Annotated in this window: 18 protein-coding genes; 8 read left to right on the forward strand and 10 right to left on the reverse strand. The window is 54.7% G+C overall.

What is annotated here, in order from left to right:
• Positions 1-64 precede the first annotated feature (64 nt).
• The 3 genes from obgE (at position 65) to PH7735_RS08865 (ending at position 3,531) form a co-directional block, all read left to right on the forward strand.
• Positions 65-1,102 carry a GTPase ObgE gene (gene obgE, locus PH7735_RS08855; protein ID WP_058310885.1) on the forward strand — a complete coding sequence of 346 codons (1,038 nt, stop codon included), beginning with the start codon at positions 65-67 and terminating at the stop codon, positions 1,100-1,102.
• Complete coding sequence (gene proB, locus PH7735_RS08860) at positions 1,090-2,196, forward strand: glutamate 5-kinase (protein ID WP_058310886.1); 1,107 nt, start codon at positions 1,090-1,092, stop codon at positions 2,194-2,196. The genes obgE and proB overlap by 13 nt, the downstream gene beginning before the upstream one ends.
• Before the next feature lie 66 nt (positions 2,197-2,262).
• Positions 2,263-3,531 carry a glutamate-5-semialdehyde dehydrogenase gene (locus PH7735_RS08865; protein ID WP_058310887.1) on the forward strand — a complete coding sequence of 423 codons (1,269 nt, stop codon included), beginning with the start codon at positions 2,263-2,265 and terminating at the stop codon, positions 3,529-3,531.
• Positions 3,532-3,536: 5 nt separating this feature from the next.
• On the opposite strand, the gene PH7735_RS08870 is transcribed toward PH7735_RS08865, so the two are convergent.
• Positions 3,537-4,136 carry a histidine phosphotransferase family protein gene (locus PH7735_RS08870; protein WP_058310888.1) on the reverse strand — a complete coding sequence of 200 codons (600 nt, stop codon included), beginning with the start codon at positions 4,134-4,136 and terminating at the stop codon, positions 3,537-3,539.
• Positions 4,137-4,165: 29 nt separating this feature from the next.
• On the opposite strand from PH7735_RS08870, the gene PH7735_RS08875 reads away from it, so the two are divergent.
• The 3 genes from PH7735_RS08875 to olsA all read left to right on the forward strand — a co-directional run bounded on the left by PH7735_RS08875 (position 4,166) and on the right by olsA (position 6,075).
• Positions 4,166-4,357: a DUF3553 domain-containing protein gene (locus tag PH7735_RS08875; RefSeq protein WP_058310889.1), complete on the forward strand. Its 192-nt coding sequence runs from the start codon at positions 4,166-4,168 to the stop codon at positions 4,355-4,357.
• A 111-nt stretch (positions 4,358-4,468) separates the two neighbouring features.
• Positions 4,469-5,242 (forward strand): L-ornithine N(alpha)-acyltransferase, encoded by a 774-nt coding sequence (gene olsB, locus PH7735_RS08880; protein WP_058310890.1) that lies wholly within the window; start codon positions 4,469-4,471, stop codon positions 5,240-5,242.
• Positions 5,239-6,075, forward strand: a complete 837-nt coding sequence (gene olsA / locus PH7735_RS08885; protein WP_058310891.1) for a lyso-ornithine lipid O-acyltransferase — start codon at positions 5,239-5,241, stop codon at positions 6,073-6,075. The genes olsB and olsA overlap by 4 nt, the downstream gene beginning before the upstream one ends.
• On the opposite strand, the gene PH7735_RS08890 is transcribed toward olsA, so the two are convergent.
• Positions 6,072-7,229: a porin gene (locus tag PH7735_RS08890; RefSeq protein WP_082645164.1), complete on the reverse strand. Its 1,158-nt coding sequence runs from the start codon at positions 7,227-7,229 to the stop codon at positions 6,072-6,074. The two genes, olsA and PH7735_RS08890, sit on opposite strands and share 4 nt — an antisense overlap.
• Before the next feature lie 244 nt (positions 7,230-7,473).
• Between PH7735_RS08890 and rpsB the strand changes: the two genes are divergently transcribed.
• The gene (gene rpsB, locus PH7735_RS08895; RefSeq protein ID WP_058310893.1) at positions 7,474-8,247 is read left to right on the forward strand and encodes a 30S ribosomal protein S2; all 774 of its coding nucleotides are present in this window, start codon (positions 7,474-7,476) and stop codon (positions 8,245-8,247) included.
• A gap of 72 nt (positions 8,248-8,319) precedes the next feature.
• Positions 8,320-9,195, forward strand: coding sequence for a translation elongation factor Ts (gene tsf / locus PH7735_RS08900; RefSeq protein ID WP_058310894.1), 876 nt, complete (start codon positions 8,320-8,322; stop codon positions 9,193-9,195).
• Between the two features lie 425 nt (positions 9,196-9,620).
• Here tsf and PH7735_RS08905 read toward each other — a convergent pair whose 3' ends face one another.
• The 8 genes from PH7735_RS08905 to pstC form a co-directional block, all read right to left on the reverse strand.
• Positions 9,621-10,367, reverse strand: coding sequence for a LuxR family transcriptional regulator (locus PH7735_RS08905; protein WP_058310895.1), 747 nt, complete (start codon positions 10,365-10,367; stop codon positions 9,621-9,623).
• Positions 10,364-10,807, reverse strand: a complete 444-nt coding sequence (gene aroQ, locus PH7735_RS08910) for a type II 3-dehydroquinate dehydratase (protein WP_058311215.1) — start codon at positions 10,805-10,807, stop codon at positions 10,364-10,366. The genes PH7735_RS08905 and aroQ overlap by 4 nt, the downstream gene beginning before the upstream one ends.
• Before the next feature lie 577 nt (positions 10,808-11,384).
• On the reverse strand, positions 11,385-14,927 hold the full coding sequence (locus PH7735_RS08915) for a calcium-binding protein (RefSeq protein ID WP_058310896.1): 3,543 nt from the start codon (positions 14,925-14,927) through the stop codon (positions 11,385-11,387).
• A gap of 301 nt (positions 14,928-15,228) precedes the next feature.
• On the reverse strand, positions 15,229-15,918 hold the full coding sequence (gene phoB / locus PH7735_RS08920) for a phosphate regulon transcriptional regulator PhoB (RefSeq protein WP_058310897.1): 690 nt from the start codon (positions 15,916-15,918) through the stop codon (positions 15,229-15,231).
• 20 nt (positions 15,919-15,938) lie between these two features.
• Positions 15,939-16,652 carry a phosphate signaling complex protein PhoU gene (gene phoU / locus PH7735_RS08925; protein ID WP_058310898.1) on the reverse strand — a complete coding sequence of 238 codons (714 nt, stop codon included), beginning with the start codon at positions 16,650-16,652 and terminating at the stop codon, positions 15,939-15,941.
• A gap of 12 nt (positions 16,653-16,664) precedes the next feature.
• Positions 16,665-17,462: a phosphate ABC transporter ATP-binding protein PstB gene (gene pstB, locus PH7735_RS08930; protein WP_058310899.1), complete on the reverse strand. Its 798-nt coding sequence runs from the start codon at positions 17,460-17,462 to the stop codon at positions 16,665-16,667.
• 20 nt (positions 17,463-17,482) lie between these two features.
• Positions 17,483-18,835 carry a phosphate ABC transporter permease PstA gene (gene pstA, locus PH7735_RS08935; RefSeq protein WP_058310900.1) on the reverse strand — a complete coding sequence of 451 codons (1,353 nt, stop codon included), beginning with the start codon at positions 18,833-18,835 and terminating at the stop codon, positions 17,483-17,485.
• A complete protein-coding gene (gene pstC / locus PH7735_RS08940) occupies positions 18,832-20,292 on the reverse strand; it encodes a phosphate ABC transporter permease subunit PstC (protein ID WP_058310901.1) in 1,461 nt (486 codons plus the stop codon). Before pstC ends, pstA begins: the two co-directional genes overlap by 4 nt.
• Positions 20,293-20,304: the final 12 nt, after the last annotated feature.

The raw sequence follows: 20,304 nt of genomic DNA on the forward strand, positions 1-20,304 counted from the left end.
CATTGAGCCTTGCCCCGCTTGGCGTTATCACGCGGGGCAACCCCTCGCCCGAAAGGATAAACAGATGAAATTCCTCGACCTTGCCAAGGTTTATATCCGTTCGGGTGGCGGCGGTGGCGGCTGTGTGTCCTTCCGTCGTGAAAAATACATCGAATACGGTGGCCCTGATGGTGGCGACGGCGGCAATGGTGGATATGTCTGGGCCGAAGCGGTCGAAGGCTTGAACACCTTGATCGATTTCCGCTATCAACAGCACTTTTTCGCCAAGAACGGCCAGCCCGGAATGGGGCAACAGCGCACCGGTAAATCCGGGGACGATATCATTCTGCGCGTGCCCGTCGGCACCGAAATTCTGGACGAAGATCAGGAAACCCTAATTGCCGACCTGACCGAAGTCGGCCAGCGCGTCTTGCTCGCCAAGGGCGGTAACGGCGGTTTCGGGAACCTGCACTTCAAATCCGCGACCAACCAGGCGCCACGCCGTGCGAACCCCGGTCTTGCCGGTGTCGAGCGCACATTGTGGCTACGTCTGAAACTGATTGCGGATGTGGGTCTTTTGGGTCTGCCCAATGCGGGCAAATCGACCTTCTTGTCGGCGACATCAAATGCGCGCCCCAAAATTGCAGATTACCCGTTCACAACGCTGCACCCGAATCTGGGTGTTGTAGGCGTTGATAATGTCGAATTTGTCGTGGCCGATATTCCCGGTCTGATCGAAGGTGCCTCAGAGGGGCGCGGTCTTGGCGACTTGTTCCTTGGACACGTCGAACGATGCGCCGTTTTGCTGCATCTCGTCGATGGCACGTCGGGCACACCTATCGAGGATCACCAGACCATCGTCAAAGAAATCGAGGCCTATGGCGGTTTCCTTGCCGAAAAGCCCCGCGTCACGGTGTTGAACAAGATCGACACGCTGGACGCAGAGGAGCGCGAGTTCATCAAAGACGAACTCGAGGCCGCCACAGGCACAAAGGTCATGTTGATGTCCGGCGTCAGCAAAGAAGGCGTGACGGATGTTTTGCGGGCCTTGCGCCAACAGATTGACGATAACCGCCTCCGGCAGAAAAAACTTGGCGAGGAGCCTGAAGATTGGCGACCCTGACTGACGCAAAACGTGTTGTGATCAAAATCGGATCTGCCTTGTTGGTGGATCGGAACAGTGGGGATTTGCGCAAAGACTGGTTGCAGGGGCTGGCCGAAGACGTGGCTTGGCTCAAAGGGCAGGGGACAGACGTTGTTCTGGTCTCTTCCGGCTCGATTGCACTGGGGCGCGGCGTTCTGGGATTGCCCCGCGCCGAGTTGCCGCTTGAGCAGTCACAAGCAGCAGCGGCCGTGGGGCAAATTCGCCTTGCGCGGGCATACGAAGAGGCGTTAACGCCGCTCAACATCACAACCGCACAGGTTCTGGTGACGCTGGAAGACAGCGCAAACCGGCGCCGCTATCTCAATTCCCGTGCGACGCTGGAACAATTGCTGGGCTTCGGGGCAGTGCCGATCGTCAACGAAAATGACACGGTGGCCACCGACGAAATCCGCTATGGCGACAATGACCGTCTGGCCGCGCAGGTGGCTCTGACCACGGGGGCAGACCGGTTGATCCTGCTGTCGGATGTGGACGGTTTCTATAGCGACAACCCCATGACCAACCCCGATGCGCACCGCTATGACGTGATTGACGAAATCACCCCCGAGATCGAAGCGATGGCCGGCGAAGGCACGTCCGGTTTGTCCAAAGGCGGCATGATCACCAAATTGCTGGCCGCGAAGACCGCGACCGCGGGCGGATGCGCCATGGCCATCACCGAAGGCAGCGCATTGCGGCCTTTGACGGCCCTGGAAAACGGTGCCAATGCCACGTGGTTTACGGCCACTGTCACACCACATCAGGCCCGTAAACGGTGGATCGGCTCGATGAAGCCCCAAGGCACGCTGACGCTGGACGCCGGCGCCGTAATCGCGCTTCATAAAGGCAAAAGCCTTTTGTCGGCTGGTGTGAATGCCGTTTCCGGCGCCTTTGGCCGTGGTGATCCGGTGGCCATTCTGGGCCCGGATGGTCACAAACTGGGGCAGGGGCTTTCGGCCTATGCCGTGGACGAGGCCGACGCGATCAAGGGCCACCACAGCAAAGATATCGAGGGCATCCTCGGGTATCCGGGACGCACCGCTCTTATCCACCGTGACGATATGGCCCTCTAGGGCCGGTATTGATAAAATAGTTTTGCCGGAGACCACCCCCGGCACTTTCGAAAAAGGACCAGGCGCATGAAAGACATCGCAGACATTCCCGCCCTGATGGCAGACATCGGAGCCAAAGCCAAAGCAGCTGCCGCAGATCTTGCCTTTGCCCCGGCCGAGGCCAAAAAGGCTGCTTTGCTGGGCGCTGCTGATGCTGTTTGGGACAATCGCGCCGCCATTATCCAGGCCAATCTCAAAGATCTGGAGTTCGGCCGCGAAAAAGGTCTGAGCCCCGCCATGATGGACCGCTTGATGCTGGATAAAGACCGGATTGGCGGGATCGTTGGCGGATTGCGGGCCGTGGCAGAGCAAGCTGATCCTGTAGGAGAAGTTCTCGAAGAATGGGATCGCCCGACCGGATTGAACATCCGGCGCGTCCGCACGCCTTTGGGGGTTGTCGGCGTGATCTATGAAAGCCGTCCGAATGTGACTGCGGATGCCGGTGCGCTTTGCCTGAAGTCAGGCAATGCCGTGATCTTGCGTGGCGGATCGGAAAGCTTTCATTCTTCCAGCGAAATCCACGCTTGTCTTGTCGCGGGCCTGAAATCTACTGGCCTGCCGGAACATGCGATTCAACTGGTGCCAACGCGGGACCGTGCCGCGGTGCAGGAACTTCTCACGATGATCGACACTGTCGATGTGATTGTTCCCCGGGGTGGCAAGGGACTGGTCGGATTGGTCCAGCGCGAAGCGCGCGTACCTGTTTTTGCCCACCTTGAGGGCATCGTGCATGTGTATCTGGACGCTGCTGCCGATCCTCAAAAGGCGCTGGATGTGGTGCTGAACGCCAAGACACGGCGCACGGGCATTTGCGGCGCGGCAGAGTGCCTTTTGATCCATGAAAGCCTGCTCGATACTGTGGGGCAGGGCATTCTTGAGGCGCTGATCAAGGCGGGTGTGACCGTTCATGCGGATGACACCATTGCGGCCAAGGTTGCAGGCACAGTGCCCGCAACAGAAGAGGATTGGGGCAAGGAATACCTCGATATGGACATTGCGGCCTGTGTCGTGTCCGACGTCGACGCCGCCATTGCCCATATCCGCCGCTTTGGCTCTGATCATACGGATTGCATTATCACCGAAGATGATGCGGCCGCGGATCGCTTTTTCGAGCGCCTGGATAGTGCGATTCTGATGCGCAACGCCTCGACCCAGTTTGCCGATGGCGGTGAATTCGGAATGGGCGCCGAAATCGGCATCGCAACCGGAAAGATGCATGCGCGCGGTCCAGTCGGTGCCGCCCAATTGACCAGCTTCAAGTATCTGGTTGTTGGTGACGGCACCGTCAGAAGCTAACCCATTCAGAAGCTGATCGAAAAACCGCCGTCCGCATCTTTCATGAAAAGCGTTTTCCCCAACTCGGCAAGTGTTGGGGGAAACAAACCAAACTGGACAAAGCCTGCGGTGATTTCGACCCGCTTTTCGCTTCGATGAAGATCACCCCATAAATCTTTGTCAATATTCAACTTTCTTCCCACAATGGACAGATCCCAGAGATCATTTCTGTGCGAGATCGTGATCACGCCACCATAGGGAAGTGCCGTCTCGAGGCACATGATCGCGAGGAAGACAGCGCGCAATTGCGGGCGATCCACCGATGTCGTGCCTTGCCAGTCATAGCTAATGCGTCCGCCGGCCTCGACATCGGCCAGCAACGATTTGATTTCACTCAAAGAAACGCCTTGGCCTGCGCCGCTGTGACCAAATGCAATGCGAAAGAACCGGATGCGTGCATTGGCGCTTCCGACGCTGTCAGAAATCAGTTCGAGTTCAGGCCCCGAGGCCGCGCCGCTCATTTCAATGAGCTCAAGTCCGTTTCCAATGGCGCCAACAGGGCTTATCAGGTCATGGCAGATACGCGAACCTACCAGCGCGGCAAAATCTGTATTACTGTTGTTCATAACAACGTTTCCAAGTTTTGAGGGACTCAATGGACGATCTGAACGCCTTTCTTGAACCCGGTATGGTCGTGACCCACCCGAACCAGCCCGATTGGGGGCAGGGACAAGTGCAATCCAACATTAGAGGTCGGGTGACCGTGAATTTCCGGGACGCAGGCAAGATCGTCATCAACAGCTCTCATGTGATGTTGTTGCCCGTTATTGAAGGCGCAAGAGATTGACAATTGGTTAACGCAACCCTGAGTGGAATAAAAGCCCGATCCCGCCGCGTCGATGTTGCCAAGGTGTTTTCCCACCGTTAAGACGCCGTGAAACAGGAAAGATGCCTCTTCATGGTCAAACCCGTCCCTGACTTCAGATTAAAGCTTGCTGAAACGCCCGCAGAAATCGAAGCCGCGCAACGGCTTCGCTACGACGTCTTTGTTGCAGAGTTGGGCGGTGGCGGCGCAGATGTCGATCATGAAAAACGGCTCGAGCGGGATCAGTTCGACCCGTTTTATGACCATCTGATCTTGTACGATATGTCCCGCAAGAACGACGACCAAGCCATTGGTGTTTATCGTCTTTTACGTGGAGGCAAAGCGAATGAGATTGGCCGTTTCTACTCAGAGAGCGAATATGACCTGAGCGTTTTGCGCGAAAGCCAGCGCAAGCTTCTCGAGTTGGGGCGCAGCTGCCTGCATGCGGATTATCGCGGGGGCGCCGCGATGTATCATTTGTGGAACGGCCTGTCGGACTATATCTTGCAGCATGAGATCGACATCCTGTTCGGTGTGGCCAGTTTTCATGGCACCGATGTTGCCAAGCTGGCCGAACCTTTGTCGTTGTTGCACCATCGCCATTTGGCGCCGCCAGAATTGCGTGTGCGTGCCCAAGCCGCCGCGTTTCAATCCATGGACCTGATCCCAGAACAGGAGATCAACCGCGTCACTGCCATGCGTGATGTACCGGCGTTGATCAAAGCCTATCTGCGTCTTGGCGGGTGTGTGGGCGAGGGGGCCTTTGTCGATCATGAATTTAACACCACCGACATTTGTCTTGTGATGGACACCCAGCGGCTCAACGCCAAACAAAAAGCGATTTACACCAGAGGGCAAACCACATGACACCAACCTGGGACAGCGATCAGGACAATCCAGTGTCAAAACCGCTGGGGGTTATCGGATGGGCGCTTGTGCTGGTCCGTGGTCTTATCCTTGGCACGTTGGTCTTTGGCGGGTTGCTGGTGTTGCTTCTGGTCCGGCTTGTCGAGCGGCCGTTGTTCGGGCTGCGGCGTCCGTGGACGCCTTTTATAACGCAATTTGTCTGTCGCACCGCCTTTTTCATCCTGAACGTGCCGTTTCGCACCACGGGCGCACTTATGAAACAACACGGTGCGGTGGTTGCAAACCATTCTTCGTGGCTGGATATCTTTGCCCTGAATGCCCGCAAGCGGATCTATTTCGTGTCCAAGGCAGAGGTCGCCCAATGGCCCGGCATCGGATGGCTGGCCCGCGCAACAGGTACGGTATTCATCAACCGTGATCCCAAAGAAGCCCGCGCCCAGAAAGGTGTTTTTGAAAGCCGTCTGAACGCCGGACACAAGTTGCTGTTCTTTCCCGAAGGCACATCAACGGACGCCACCCGTGTCTTGCCCTTCAAACCAACCCTGTTTGCGGCGTTCTTTTCGGAAGGTTTGCGCGACACGATCTATGTTCAACCGGTTTCCGTGATCTATCACGCGCCGAAAGGCGAAGATGCGCGGTTCTACGGCTGGTGGGGCGACATGGAATTTGGCGAACATATGCTGAAAATTCTTGGCGCGCGGCGTCAGGGATCGGTTGAACTGGTGTATCACTCAGCGGTCAAGGTTTCGGATTTCAAGTCCCGCAAGGATCTGGCAGCCTATTGCGAGACACAGGTGCGCAGTGGCGTGGAAAACAGACTTCAGAAACCCTAAAAAGTGATATGCGCGCCAATTTGAAGGGCTTCACCATCTTGATATTGGGTGGCGCTGGTATCGGAAAAGGAAAAGACGCGATATCCGGCAAACACATCCAGATTATACCGCTTGATGCGCTGCATCACACCCAGCCCCCACATTTCGCTTTCTGATCCGGCAGAGACATAGTCGCGGCCCCAAAACCCTTCGATATAAAGACGCGTCACCCCGGCAGAGGCAAAATCCGCGTCCCAACCGGCCTTGGCCCAGACATAACTGGGCTGTGTCGCGGTGGCATCGCGCCCCGAGGCAAGGGTCAGGTTCAGCCCGGTGTTTTTATCCAGCACGGAAACAGACCCAGCCGTTGTGTAGTCTGTGGCCCCTCCGGCAACATCGACGTAACTGTTGCCGAGTCCGGCAGAAAGCTTGAACCGCCCCAAATCGGTCGCATAGCGCAGCGCGACATCATAAAACGTGTCATCTACACCCGAAGTCAGAATTTCCTCGCCGTATGCCGCAGCAATGGAAAACCCGTTCCAGTCCGGCGTGTCATAGCGCAGGCGGAATTTCCGGTCGCCGTCAAAACTGTCGAATGTGTCGCCCAGATCAATGCCCGACAGGGCGCCGCCGGTTGTGCGAAACTGGTATGATCCCCCCATCTCTGAAATGTTGGATTTGGCAACCACGGTGGTTTTGCCCAAATCAAGCTCGGCAATGCTGTCTGTTGCCATGCTGCCTTGTCCCGCGCGCAGGGTGCCGAATGCGCCGCGATAGATCACCTGAACCTGACGAAACTGTTTGCGATCCCATCCAAACAGATCGGGTGTGTTTGTCTGGCTGGTTTTGCTTGAGCCGCGCAAGCCCAATCCTGTCTCGAACTGGAAGGACACCCCGTCGTCCGTGTCTTTGCGTTTGAGGTAAAATCCAAACCGGCTTGTCGAGGTCGACATGTCGACAATATTGGATGTCGTGTCCTGCCCGTCGTCAAAAGCCTGATAGGCCATGACAAAACGACCGTAGGGATCATAGGTCCAGCCGTTCCCGATAGAGGCGCTTGGCAATCCAAACGTTTCTGCATGCGCCGCACCGGATACAAAAGTCACGGCGGCGAAGAAAATCGCGATATTTGCTGAGTGGACCTTGGACATCGAACACCTTTGAGTAAGAGACATGATGCGCGTTTCAGACAAGTCTCTGCGAGTCTGTCACGGCAATCAATGCGCAACCTTGGAAAAGTGTATTGCTTTTCACAGATTCACGCTTGTGCATTGGCAAACTCTTGTGTAAACGCGCGCTATTCAAACCCGCAGGTGGGGTTTGGGTTGCTTCGGGGAGACATCCCGAACAGTCCGCCGGTTGGAGCATCCGCTCTCACTTATCCCCACCAAGGCGTAAACCGGAAAAGGAAATACAAGCATGGCTCTTCCCGAGTTCACCATGCGCCAGCTGCTCGAAGCAGGCGTACACTTTGGTCACCAAACACAACGCTGGAACCCTCGTATGGGCGAGTTCATTTATGGCTCGCGCAACGGCATCCACATCATGGACCTGACACAGACCGTTCCAATGCTGGACGCTGCTCTGAACGCCATCCGTGACACCGTCGCCAAGGGCGGCCGCGTTCTGTTCGTTGGTACCAAGCGTCAGGCTGCTGCACCGATTGCAGACGCTGCTGACAAATCGGCTCAGTACTACATGAACCACCGCTGGTTGGGTGGCACGCTCACCAACTGGAAAACTGTGTCGCAGTCGATCAACCGTCTGAAAGAAATCGACGAGAAGATGACAACCGGCGCCGAAGGCCTGACCAAGAAAGAGCGTCTGGGCATGGAACGTGACCAGACCAAACTGCAGGCGTCTTTGGGCGGCATCCGCGAAATGGGCGGCGTTCCTGATCTGCTGTTCGTCATCGACGTGAAAAAAGAAGCTCTGGCCATCGCAGAAGCAAACAAACTGGGTATTCCGGTTGTTGCGATCGTTGACACAAACTGCTCGCCTGACGGTGTTGATTACATCATCCCCGGCAACGACGATGCGGCACGTGCGATCGCTCTGTACTGTGACCTGGCTGCACGCGCAGCTCTGGACGGCATGACCGCTCAGATGGGTGCCGCTGGCATCGACTTGGGCGCGATGGAAGAAGCACCTGCAGAAGAAGCTGTTGCTGTTGAAGCGCCAGCTGAAGCGTAAGCTTTACATTTCTGATACGGGGGCAGGGTAAGCCCGCCCCCGATTACCACATTTTTGACGAGGAGAGCCAAGATGGCGATCACAGCAGCTATGGTCAAAGAACTGCGCGAGATGACTGGCGCAGGCATGATGGACGCGAAAAAAGCCCTGACCGAAAACGACGGTGACCAGGAAGCAGCAATCGATTGGCTGCGCACCAAAGGTCTCGCCAAAGCAGCCAAGAAATCTGGCCGCATTGCAGCCGAAGGTCTTGTTGCCGTTAAAGTTGACGGTGGCAAAGGTATCGCGGTTGAAGTGAACTCGGAAACCGACTTTGTTGGCAAAAACGCAGACTTCCAGGCAATGGTTGGCGGCATCGCTGATGTTGCACTGACCGTTGACTCAACCGAAGCTCTGCTGACGGCTGACATGAACGGCAAACCAGTTACCGAAGTTGTGACTGACGCTGTTGCAACCATCGGTGAAAACATGTCGGTGCGCCGCATGGCTTCGATCGAAGGTGACACTGTTGTTTCTTATGTCCACAACCCGGCAACTGCTGGCATGGGCAAAATCGGTGTTCTCGTTGCGCTGAAAGGCGGCGACGAAGCATTCGGTAAACAGGTTGCGATGCACATTGCAGCTGCGAACCCCCAGTCGCTTTCAGAAGCTGATCTGGACGCAGCCGTTGTTGAAAAAGAGCGTAACGTTCAAATCGAAATCGCACGCGAGTCGGGCAAGCCCGAGCAAGTGATCGAAAAGATGATCGTTGGCCGCATGAAGAAGTTCATGAGCGAAGTAACCCTGCTGGGTCAGAACTTTGTTGTGAACCCTGATCTGACTGTTGAAGCAGCTGCGAAAGAAGCTGGTGCTGAAATCGTTGGATACATCCGCATGGAAGTGGGTGAAGGCATCGAGAAAAAAGAAGAAGATTTTGCAGCAGAAGTTGCAAAGGCCGCTCAAGGCTAAAGTCTTTCATTTCTCAATGGAATGACAACAAGACGCCGTCTGCAATCGCAGGCGGCGTTTTGCGTTGGACGGGATGGTATTCAGCTAACAGGAACCACTCCATTGGACATGGCCCAAAAATGAAAGGCGACGTCACCGGGGAAAGGTAACGCCGCCTTTATCGATCGTCTCTATTCATGGGGATGAGAGACGTAATCGAAGATTGCTGACCCTGAAGCGAAAATGCACTCCAAGGCCGAGCGTCCGGGTATAAACCGGGAGCGAACAAGAGAGCCTCGGTATCTCGAAGATCTTGCCCACAAAGTTCCAAGGCCAAAGCCACCACTCACGGAACATTGCCAATGTCACATAGTTACCATACGTCAATCAAGTCAGGTTTACCCTACTTCTCGACGCCAGACAGCGTCAAAAAGCTGTTAAAAATGTCAGGGACGGTAAATTTGGTGAAGAAATGATGCTTTGAGCAGCGCCTGAGCCGTTGTTTCAACGTTCAGTGCTTCTCTGGCAAGCCGCAGATGCTTTTCGATGGTCGCAGGTGTGCGGTCAATAAGGGTTGCGATGTCCTGAATCGTCTTGCCGTCACCAACCCACTCGAGAACTTCGCGCTGGCGCTTGGTTAACATGCGATCAGGATAGTCATAGGGCAGGGACAGTATCTTGAGATGAGCGATGTTGTTCGCCAACTCGATAAATTTACCATCGCGGGCCCAAATGAAATCGACGTCCGCCTGGCTCAGCTCGCGCTGAGCGGTCATGGCAATGGCGCCTTTGGTGCGCGACGAAATCGTTGGAAAGCTGATCGTGTAGCCGGCAAAAACGCCCATCTGTGCGTTCACCTCAAACACGGATATTTCATCCTTGGTCAGGTTGCCCTGGGCCGCCTGACTCTGGACCCAGCTCCAGCTACAGGCGCCGGTGTTCTCAAGCGACCAGCGCATCATGGGGCCGTTAAAGTACAGACCTTCGCCCAAAAATTTGTCCAGATACGCGCGGTCATGGTTGGACAGGATCATAAAGTCTTCGACGTCGCCCAAAGATCCATTGGTGCGAAAATTGGTATACCCGTAAATCAAACGATCAAAGCCATACGATGCCATGAACTCGGTGTGCATGGCCCACAGTTCTTCCAGAGACTGCGCATTTGTAATGGCTTCGATGTATTCGAGTGTCATGTGGCGGCACCCAGATGTGCCAGCAAAGCGTCCATCGCAAGGATATAGCCATGCGCGCCAAAGCCGCAAATCTGACCCACGGCAACCGGCGCGATATAGGACTTGTGCCTGAATGCTTCGCGGGCATGGATGTTCGACAGATGCAGCTCGATCACAGGCAGCTCGACAGACGCGATGGCGTCCATCAACGCAATCGAGGTGTGGGTGTAGGCACCGGCATTCAAAATGATCCCATCATGCACACCTTTGGCGGCATGTATCTGATCGATCAGTGCGCCTTCATGGTTGCTTTGGCTGAAAAGAAGGCTGCAACCAACGGCTTGTGCATGCGCCTTACAGCGCGTTTCAATATCCCCGAGAGTTGTTTTACCGTACACCTCGGGTTGCCGTTGCCCCAGAAGGTTGAGGTTCGGGCCGTTCAAAATAAGCATAGATGCCATGAATTTCCCCATGTTGGTGATCGATTGTACAAGCGCAAAACTGGTTCTGTCTAGCGTCATTGATGAGAATCACAGAAAGTTTGCTTATTCGTAACATTCGGAAAAGATGTAGATATGTTCGAAAATTAGTCTAAAGGGTCAGAATTATGCAATTTGGCGCGGGGCCAATGGTTTACTGTATCATTATTTAACATAATACTGATTATAAGAATTAGATAGATCTCGATCTGGCATCCCTTTCGCCGCAAAAAACCGCCGGACTACAAAGACGTCTTGTGCCAGTGAAGCCAAATCACCAAAGCACCTTGTCTTGCTGAATACTGGAGATCGCACGGGCGAATGTGATTTGGGAGAATTCATCACAAGATCAATCGCTTGTGCACCACAAATCAACAAACACGATAAGGCGTAACACCTGCTCACCCGGCATGTCCCGCGCAGAAATGGCGGCAGTCAAAACCAGCGCAAACCGTGTCGCGAGGTTTTGAATGCCTGAAATTAGTCGTTGATACTGAATCGCATAGGCCCGACACCATCAGGTCATCCTGATGACCCGATGGTGTCGATAAAAGTGATTTTACGACAGCAGATCAAACACTTCTCCGCCAATCTGAAGGTTAATGCTTGATTCACCTCCACCATCAACCAAGGCCCAGATGATCTGTTCTGTGGGTCGATAGATCACAAACGCTTCTTCAACGCTGTCCTCACCTGACCGTTCTCCGGCTGCGGTTGCAGTATGTGTGGTGTTCACCTGGAACTGGCTGCGTGTGGCAGAGCTGTTGCCAAAGTGAAGGATGTCACCTTCCGCGGCGCTATAGTCCTGCACCCAATCCGATCCGTGATCAAAGATGCCGATATGATAAAAACGATCGGCCCCTGAGCCCCCGTTTAAAAGATCATGACCAAAGCCTCCGTTGACAAAGTCGTCCCCGTCGCCGCCAAAAATCTGGTCGGCAAAGGCACTGCCTGTCAGAGTATCGTTGCCGGTGCCACCGATGACCGTGTCGGCACCGAAGCCACCTGCAATCGTATCATTGCCTGCATCCCCGCGCAGTTCATCATTGCCATAGCCGCCGTCGATCAGATCATTGCCCGCACCGCCATAGATCACATCGCGCAGATCGTCCTCGTTGTCGCCACCAATCAATGTGTCGTTGCCGCTTTCGCCATTCAGCGTGTCTCGACCAGAACCGCCCAAAAGACTGTCGGCGCCCTCGCCCCCGTTCAGGGTATCGTTGCCTCCGAAACCGTAAATTGTATCGTCGCCCAAGCCGCCATTGTATCTGTTGTCGTCTGAATAGGCGAAAATGAGGTCGTTGGCATCTGTGCCAAGTGTCCTGCCGGGTAAGTTTGACAAGACCTCGCCATAGCTTAGAAACGTATCGGTGAACTGAAAGCCCTCGACATCGTCATTGACTGCAACCGCGCCAAGCGTTGAGTGCACATTCAGCCCGTTTCCAGTAGACCATGCGTGAATTTGAACATCGGTGCTGGCAACATCGAATAGGACAGTATCAACACCATCGCCGCCATGAATCGTGTCGTCGCCCCCTGCCCCTTGCAAGGTATCGTCGCCGCCATTCCCATCCAGAACATTGGTGAATTCATCGCCAATAAGCAGATCGCCGTAGTCATTCGAGCCTTCAACACGTTCAACATTTGTCAATTCGTGACGGAAGTTTGCGCCGCGCCAAACGCCGGTCGCAATACCGGTTCCAAGGTTCACCGTGACGGCTTCGACCTGCGATCTGTCATACCGCACGCGGTCAAATCCTCCGCCGCCATCCAGAGTGTCATTGCCCGCCATCAGGATAAAGCGTTCGTCCGCGTCACTGCCAAAGACGATATCATTTTCCATGGTGGTGCGCAGCTCTGGCACAGAGCCGACAATCGTATCCTCCCCGCCATAACCGTCATTCGAGACACCGCCGCTACCCAGATCAATCGCAACGCCGGTTCCGGCACGATCATAGTCGCGATAATCGAGACGCACGGTGCCTTCACTGTCTCCGATTATGATCCGGTCATTGCCTTCAATGGGCCGGAGAGACATCCAGCCATCGTCAGAAACCGTGACATTCAACACATCATCATATTCGGTGCCTTCGAATGTAAAGGCATACCCATCCATGGGGTTGCGCACATTGATGATGGACGTGGTTCCGCTGCTGCTTGTGACCGTGCCGGTGTTTGCATTGCCATCAATGACGGCATTGATCCCCGCGTTAAGATCCCAGAATTGCAGGATTGCCTCGCCGGTCAGCATCTCGGACAGATCTACGGTATTGTTGCCTTCACCGGGAAGGACGATGTCATAGCTTCGATCGTTGTTGCCCGGATTGAGATAGTCATCACCTGTCCCGCCGACCAATGTATCTCCGCCGGGGCCGCCACGCAGCGTGTCATTGCCGCCGTTGCCCACAATGGAATCGTTGCCAGAAAGACCGGAAATATTGTCGTTGCCGGACCCACCCAACAAAACGTCATCCCCACTTGTCGGCGTTGCTGTTGATCCCGTGGGCAGAATAATGTCCCCATCCTCAAGGTCCAGCTCTTCAACACCAAACAGCACATCTGTACCTTGGCTGGACACAACTGTGACGCCCGCAAGTGTGTCACCGGAATACGAGATGTCAGAGATAGACAGGCCGCGATAGAACGCTTCGTCATGGCCGTCACCGCCATAGAGAACATCATCGCCCGCGCCCCCTTCGAGGTCGTCGTTACCGCCGCCCCCGTTCAGCGTATCATTGCCGCCGTTGCCGGACAGGTAATTGTGCTGACCATCCCCTGTCAGAACATCGTCGTCGTCGCGAGATCCCCGCACTTCTTCGACATTACTAAAGGTGTGATCAAAACTTTCCCCGTTCCATGTCCCGCGTGCCACACCAGCCGCGATGTTTACCGTCACGGGCCCAACGCCCGAACGATCAAAGCGCAGGACATCCCAACCCGCGCCAGCGTTCAGCGTGTCGTTGCCTTGATGCAGAATGAACCGTTCGTCGCCGGCACTGCCGGTGATGGTATCGTTCTGATCGGTGCCTTCAATTTCAACCCGTATCGAGGTGTCGTTGATATTGATGGTGTCTCGGCCGCCAAACCCGTCGTTGGTCGCGACCCCTTGGTTGAGGTTTACGTTCACACCAGTTGTGGCTGGCACACCCGACGAACTCCCCCAATATCCAAGGCGAATAATGTTGCCACCATCCAGGTTGAAGGTGTCATTGCCCTCGCCTCCGGCAATGCCAACCCACGAATTGTTTGGGTTCATGTTCACGTTAAACGTGTCAGCATGCGCAGTTGCGTCAAGCCAAGTTCCAGTCCCGATGGAGTAATCGGAAGCAAAGTGGAAATCGACAAGCACATCATTTCCATTGGCCCCTTTTAGGACATCAGCGATATGATGCTCGTAATCGAGATTGACTGTGATGCCACTGTTTAAAAGGTGGTAATCCAACCGGTGAAACGTTGAAGTGTTCAATTCGGTCAGCGCAAAAATATCATTACCGGCGGAACCAATCAGAAGATCCTGATAGTCGTTTTCCTCTGGCATATAAATATCGTTGCCAGCCGTCCCCATAAGCGTATCACTGCCTATTGTTCCCTGGATTACATTGTCTGCTTCAGTCGTAATCCCTAATAGGCTGCTGAGAGGAATATTGGTGTTGGGCGCCAACGGACCACTGGTTGGTGCGGCTCGAACCTGCGTGATCAAACTATTTAGCGCAGTCAACTCAGCCAACGAGTTGACTGCTGGGAAAGGTGCTCCACCAAGCGCAAAGACATGCTCGATCGAGGTTCCGTTTCCAGTATCCATCCAGAAAGTAGCAACGGTCGTTTGGTTGCCTTGCCAAGTCAGTTGACCAACATGAGAATAGAGGTCGTTTGAATCCAAATCATACCCAAGGGCGTTGATGGCGATACCAATTATGCCTGTCGTATCAATGTCGACTTCACTAATTCCACCATCGTTGGTTCCTAAAACGGTGTAGCTGAAGGAATTTGTACTGTCCTCGGTGACGATGCGAAGCGTTGACGAATGTGAATCAACTTGTTCGTAGTTTCCGGCTGTTTCTAGACTGTGGATCGTAAAACCGGACAATGTATAGATTGTCATATGTGCCTCCAAAAAAGCAAAGTTGAAACGCAAAAATCAAATGCATCCGAATACGGATTCATATCTCAATTGCTGAATTTTGGAGGGGATAACCTCTTAAAGCAAGGAACTTTTGTGTGGGTCCCCTCCTCAAGCGAGGGGTATTGAACCCAAGGTGGATTGGCACTTGCGTCAAAAAAAATGTCTGGAGAAAAGACGTTAGTATTAAAAATAAGTGATTAATGATGAAATTGAAGCGGTCAAGTTCACGCCCGGATCGAAGAAAACAGTGTTTTCCTTCGATCCAGAACGAGAAGACAGTTCATCCCAGCGCGTACCCTGCCCCGCGCACGGTGCGCAGCGGGTCTTCGCCACCGTGTACGCACAAAGCTTTGCGCAGGCGTCCAATGTGAACGTCCACGGTGCGGCTATCGACATAGATATCGCGGCCCCAAACCCGATCCAGAAGCTGTTCACGGCTCCAGACACGGCCCGGTTTCTCCATAAACGTGGACAACAAACGAAACTCGGTTGGCCCCAGTTTGAGAGATTTTTCGTCACGCGTCACACGGTGCGTTTCCGCATCCAGCATGATGTCCTGATACTCAAGGCGCTGCCCGACAGACGCAGGGCGCACGCGGCGCAACTGGCTGCGCACCCGTGCCATGAGTTCAAGAACCGAATACGGTTTGACAACATAGTCGTCTGCACCGGTCTCGAGCCCCCTGACGCGATCCACTTCTTCGGAGCGCGCAGACAGCATGATAACCGGAATACCGCTTGTCTGGGCCTTGGTTTTCAAACGACGGCAAATCTCGATTCCCGAAATTCCCGGCAGCATCCAGTCCAGAACAATAATGTCCGGAACCTCTTCCTGAACCAGCAACAGGGCTTCGTCGCCATCCGCGGCAGATACAACCTCAAAACCTTCTGCCTTGAGGTTATAGGACAGAACTTCGCGTTGTGCGGGTTCGTCTTCGACGACCAAAACGGTGGGATGATCATGTGCCATAATAATGGACCTTGATACAGTTAGTCAGAAAGGTGCAGTTCCGCACGATAATGGTCTTCGCGCGGGCGGTTTTCGTCGGGCAATGCCCCCGTCACCAGATAGATCACCTGTTCGGCAATCGACGTCACGTGGTCGCCCATACGCTCGGTATTCTTGGCGATGAAATGCAGGTGCATACAGGGCGTGATATAGCGCGGGTCTTCCATCATGAAGGTCAGGAATTCACGGAACAAGGCGTTATACATCTGATCGATGTCGCGGTCGCGTTCCAGAATATCGCGCGCCAGTTCGGCATCCCGCTGGATATAGGCATCCAGCGCATCCTTGAGCATCAACTGTACTTCGCGGGCCATGCGCCGCAACGCACTTCGGGCGCCTTCAACCGGTGTCATATGCACCAGAACACTGGTCCGTTTGGCCATATTCTTGGCATAGTCGCCAATCCGCTCGAGGTTGCCCGCGACCTTCATCACAGACAAGGCCACCCGCAGATCGACGGCTGTGGGTGAACGCAGTGCGATCAACTTGAAAGCTTCGTCATTTACACGCTGTTCCAGCGCATCAATGGCTTTGTCGTTTGCGCGCACTTGCTCGGCAAGTTCTTCATCGCGGTTCTTGAGCGATTTGGACGCATCCAGAATGGCCTCTTCGACCAGACCGCCCATCTTCATGATATGTGCCTGAATTTGTTCCAATTCAGCGTCAAACGAAGAGACAATATGTTTGTCGTTCATCTGTTGAACTCCTTACCCGATCCGGCCCGTGATATAGCTCTCGGTGCGTTCATCTTTGGGATTGGTGAAAATGTTTGCGGTGTCGTCATACTCGACCAGATGGCCAAGGTGGAAAAACGCTGTTTTCTGGCTGACACGCGCGGCCTGTTGCATCGAGTGGGTCACGATGACAACGGAATACCGCGAACGCAGCTCGTCGATCAGCTCTTCGACCTGAGCCGTTGCAATCGGGTCAAGCGCCGAACAGGGCTCGTCCATCAAGAGAACTTCGGGTTCAGTCGCAACGGCGCGTGCAATACACAAACGCTGTTGCTGTCCGCCGGAAAGACCTGTGCCCGGTGCGTCCAGACGATCTTTGACCTCGTTCCAGATCGCGCCACGACGCAGCGCTTTTTCAACGATCTCGTCCAGTTCGGCCTTGTTCTTAGCCAGACCATGAATGCGGGGGCCATAGGCCACGTTGTCATAAATCGACTTCGGGAAGGGGTTCGGTTTCTGGAACACCATGCCGACTTTGGCGCGCAACTGAACCGGGTCAACGCGCTTGTCATAGATGTCTTCGCCATCCAGAAGGATATCGCCTTCGACGCGGCAAATATCGATGGTGTCATTCATCCGGTTCAGACAGCGCAGGAATGTCGACTTGCCACATCCAGACGGGCCGATAAACGCCGTTACGGTTTTGTCCTGGACTTCGATGTCCACGTCTTTGATGGCGTGGGTTTCGCCATAGTAGACCTGTACCTTCTTGGCAGAGATCTTGATGTCTTTTTGTTCCACGGTGGCCCCCAGATTAGGTGCATCATACATTATTGTGTTTCCTTCGGGCTTTACCAGCGGCGCTCAAAGCGGCGGCGGAGGACGATTGCGATGGCATTCATGGCCAACAGGAAGACGAGAAGAACGATAATCGCGCCCGAAGCTCTTTCGACAAAAGCAGGGTCTGCCCGTTGGGTCCAGTTATAAACCTGAACCGGAAGCGCGGCAGCGGGGTCAAAAAAGCCTTCTGGCGGAGCGGCTGGGAATTCGCGAACGAAGGCAACCATACCGATCAAAAGCAACGGTGCGGTTTCACCAAGCGCCTGAGCCAGACCAATGATGGTCCCTGTCAGGATACCGGGCGCCGCCAAGGGCAGGACGTGATGGAACACCGCCTGCATTTTTGATGCCCCGACGCCCAGTGCGGCATCGCGAATGGACGGTGGCACAGCCTTAAGAGAGGCGCGGGTCGCGATGATGATTGTTGGCAAGGTCATGAGCGTCAGCACCAATCCCCCCACAATCGGGGCAGACTGCGGCAACCCCATAAAGTTGATAAAGATCGAAAGACCAAGGATACCGAACACAATGGACGGCACAGCCGCCAGGTTCGAAATGTTGACCTCGACAATATCGGTGATCCAGTTCTTGGGGGCAAATTCTTCAAGATAGATCGACGCGGCCACACCAATTGGCAATGTCAGGCACAACACAACAATCATCATGTAGAAGGACCCGAGGATCGCAACACCAAGACCGGCCGCTTCGGGGCGGTTTTCCGAACCGTCTGCGCGGGTCAGAAAGCCCATATTGAACGATGTTTGGAGGCTGCCTTCAGCCTTGAGCTGATCCGCCAGCATCAGCTGTTCGGTAGACACGTTTTTGTCGAGCTTTGCGCTCTCCATTGTCACGCGGCCTTTGAAATAACCATCAATCCGACCCGACGCGAGAAACTTGAACGACACCGTTTCACCAATCATTTCCGGATTGGCCAAAACAAAGCGGCGCATTTCAGCGGGGCCTTCTTTTGAAATCATCTTGGCGGCCTTTTTGGCGCTCAGACCTTCAACGCCGACATTTGGATCTTCAAACTTCTTCTCAAAGGATTTCGCAATCAAAGGTGCATAGCCGAAGGTGGACACCTTGGCGATTTTCTCAAGATTGCCAGAGCCGTCTTTGTCAAGTTTTGCGGGGTCCAGATAGACATCCATCGTGATGAAGGTCTGGCGGAAAGCGGACGAGCCGTTGTTGAGGATTGACCCGACAAGACCGATCAATGCCAGAATGGCGATGACGATGGCCACCACGCCATAGGCGCGAAAGCGGGCTTCTGCTGCATTGCGTCGCTTGGTGCGTTCATCAACGGCAATAAGCGAGGTTTTGAGTGCCTTCTTGGGGGCACCGTTGTTCGTCGCGTCGGTCATTCGTACTGCTCCCGGTACTTGCGAACGATATAGAGGGCCAGGACATTCAGTCCGAGCGTGACTACAAAGAGTGACAGACCCAGTGCGAAGGCAACCAGCGTTTCAGGGCTGGCGAATTCTGTATCACCGGTCAGCTGGCTGACGATCTTGACTGTGATCGTTGTCATGGCTTCAAAGGGATTGAGGTCAAGCTTGGCCGCGGCCCCTGCCCCCATCACCACGATCATGGTTTCTCCGATGGCGCGCGAGGCTGCCAGAAGAACCGCACCGACAATGCCCGGAAGGGCTGCGGGCAGGATGACCTGTTTCACGGTTTCGGATTGCGTCGCCCCAAGACCGTAAGAGCCATCGCGCATTGCCTGTGGGACGGCATTGATCACGTCGTCCGACAGAGACGAGACAAACGGGATCAGCATGATCCCCATGACAATCCCTGCTGTCATAACAGAGGACGAAGAGGTCCCGAGCCCCAAGGGCTGTGCGAAATAGTCCCGCAGCAACGGGCCCACTGTGATCAGGGCAAAGAGACCGTAAACGATGGTCGGGATACCCGCCAGAATTTCAATCGCGGGCTTCACGATAGAGCGCACTTTGCGGGTTGCATATTCCGACAGGTAAATCGCAACAAGCAATCCGATTGGCACGGCAAAAACCAAAGCCACAAAGGACACATAGAGCGTGCCCCACAAAAGCGGCAGGATCCCGAGATCAGACCCGCCCGTGAATTGCGGGTTCCATGTCAGGCTGAACAAAAAGTCTTTGGCCGGATACAGGCGGAAGAAATGCGCGGTCTCGAACAACAGCGATGCAATGATGCCGATCGTGGTCAAAATGGCCACTGTCGAAGACAGGATCAACAGCGCCTTTACCGCGGTTTCCGACACGTTGCGCGCCCGGAAATCCGGTTTGATACGGGACAGGGAAAACACGGCCCCGCCCAAGCTCAGAAGGATCACGATAATGGCCATTGCACTGCGCAGTGTCGCGGTCATTTCGCGGTAGGTCTTGGAGGCGACAAGGACGCTTTCTTTGACCTCTGAGGCCAGTGCGACCCCGACCGAACCAAGCAAAGCACGCACATCAGACTGATCCGCGCTCAGGGCGCCGAGCTGGTCTTCTGTCAGGGCACCCGTTGCGATGGCCACATCCAGACCTGTCGCGATGCGGCGCACATCTGCCATCACCAATCCACGAGAACTGCCCTCGGCGATATCCGACGGCGCGATCATGTTCGTGATCTGGCTTTCCACCAAAATGGGTTGCAACAGCAACCATCCAAAAGCCACAAGCAGCGCGGGAACCGCTGCTGCCAAAAATACAGTCTGGCCATAGTATCCGGGCAACGAGTGCAATTGACGAATGTTGCCATTCACCGCGCTCAAAGAACGGGATCGACCAATAAAAAAGCCGGCAGTCGCAATTGCGATGACGACGAGGATGACGAGACCGGCGCTCATGGGTGCTCCAAC

The organism is Shimia thalassica (assembly GCF_001458215.1).
Lineage (GTDB): Bacteria > Pseudomonadota > Alphaproteobacteria > Rhodobacterales > Rhodobacteraceae > Shimia > Shimia thalassica.

Excerpts from the sequence above, each read along its gene's own strand:
- PH7735_RS08915 (WP_058310896.1), bottom strand. The coding sequence starts at position 14,927 with ATGACAATCTATACATTGTCCGGTTTTACGATCCACAGTCTAGAAACA.
- tsf (WP_058310894.1), top strand. The coding sequence starts at position 8,320 with ATGGCGATCACAGCAGCTATGGTCAAAGAACTGCGCGAGATGACTGGC.
- phoB (WP_058310897.1), bottom strand. The coding sequence starts at position 15,918 with ATGGCACATGATCATCCCACCGTTTTGGTCGTCGAAGACGAACCCGCA.
- aroQ (WP_058311215.1), bottom strand. The coding sequence starts at position 10,807 with ATGGCATCTATGCTTATTTTGAACGGCCCGAACCTCAACCTTCTGGGG.
- rpsB (WP_058310893.1), top strand. The coding sequence starts at position 7,474 with ATGGCTCTTCCCGAGTTCACCATGCGCCAGCTGCTCGAAGCAGGCGTA.
- PH7735_RS08875 (WP_058310889.1), top strand. The coding sequence starts at position 4,166 with ATGGACGATCTGAACGCCTTTCTTGAACCCGGTATGGTCGTGACCCAC.
- olsB (WP_058310890.1), top strand. The coding sequence starts at position 4,469 with ATGGTCAAACCCGTCCCTGACTTCAGATTAAAGCTTGCTGAAACGCCC.
- PH7735_RS08905 (WP_058310895.1), bottom strand. The coding sequence starts at position 10,367 with ATGACACTCGAATACATCGAAGCCATTACAAATGCGCAGTCTCTGGAA.
- pstA (WP_058310900.1), bottom strand. The coding sequence starts at position 18,835 with ATGACCGACGCGACGAACAACGGTGCCCCCAAGAAGGCACTCAAAACC.
- phoU (WP_058310898.1), bottom strand. The coding sequence starts at position 16,652 with ATGAACGACAAACATATTGTCTCTTCGTTTGACGCTGAATTGGAACAA.
- PH7735_RS08870 (WP_058310888.1), bottom strand. The coding sequence starts at position 4,136 with ATGAACAACAGTAATACAGATTTTGCCGCGCTGGTAGGTTCGCGTATC.
- pstC (WP_058310901.1), bottom strand. The coding sequence starts at position 20,292 with ATGAGCGCCGGTCTCGTCATCCTCGTCGTCATCGCAATTGCGACTGCC.
- PH7735_RS08865 (WP_058310887.1), top strand. The coding sequence starts at position 2,263 with ATGAAAGACATCGCAGACATTCCCGCCCTGATGGCAGACATCGGAGCC.
- pstB (WP_058310899.1), bottom strand. The coding sequence starts at position 17,462 with ATGTATGATGCACCTAATCTGGGGGCCACCGTGGAACAAAAAGACATC.
- obgE (WP_058310885.1), top strand. The coding sequence starts at position 65 with ATGAAATTCCTCGACCTTGCCAAGGTTTATATCCGTTCGGGTGGCGGC.
- PH7735_RS08890 (WP_082645164.1), bottom strand. The coding sequence starts at position 7,229 with ATGTCTCTTACTCAAAGGTGTTCGATGTCCAAGGTCCACTCAGCAAAT.
- olsA (WP_058310891.1), top strand. The coding sequence starts at position 5,239 with ATGACACCAACCTGGGACAGCGATCAGGACAATCCAGTGTCAAAACCG.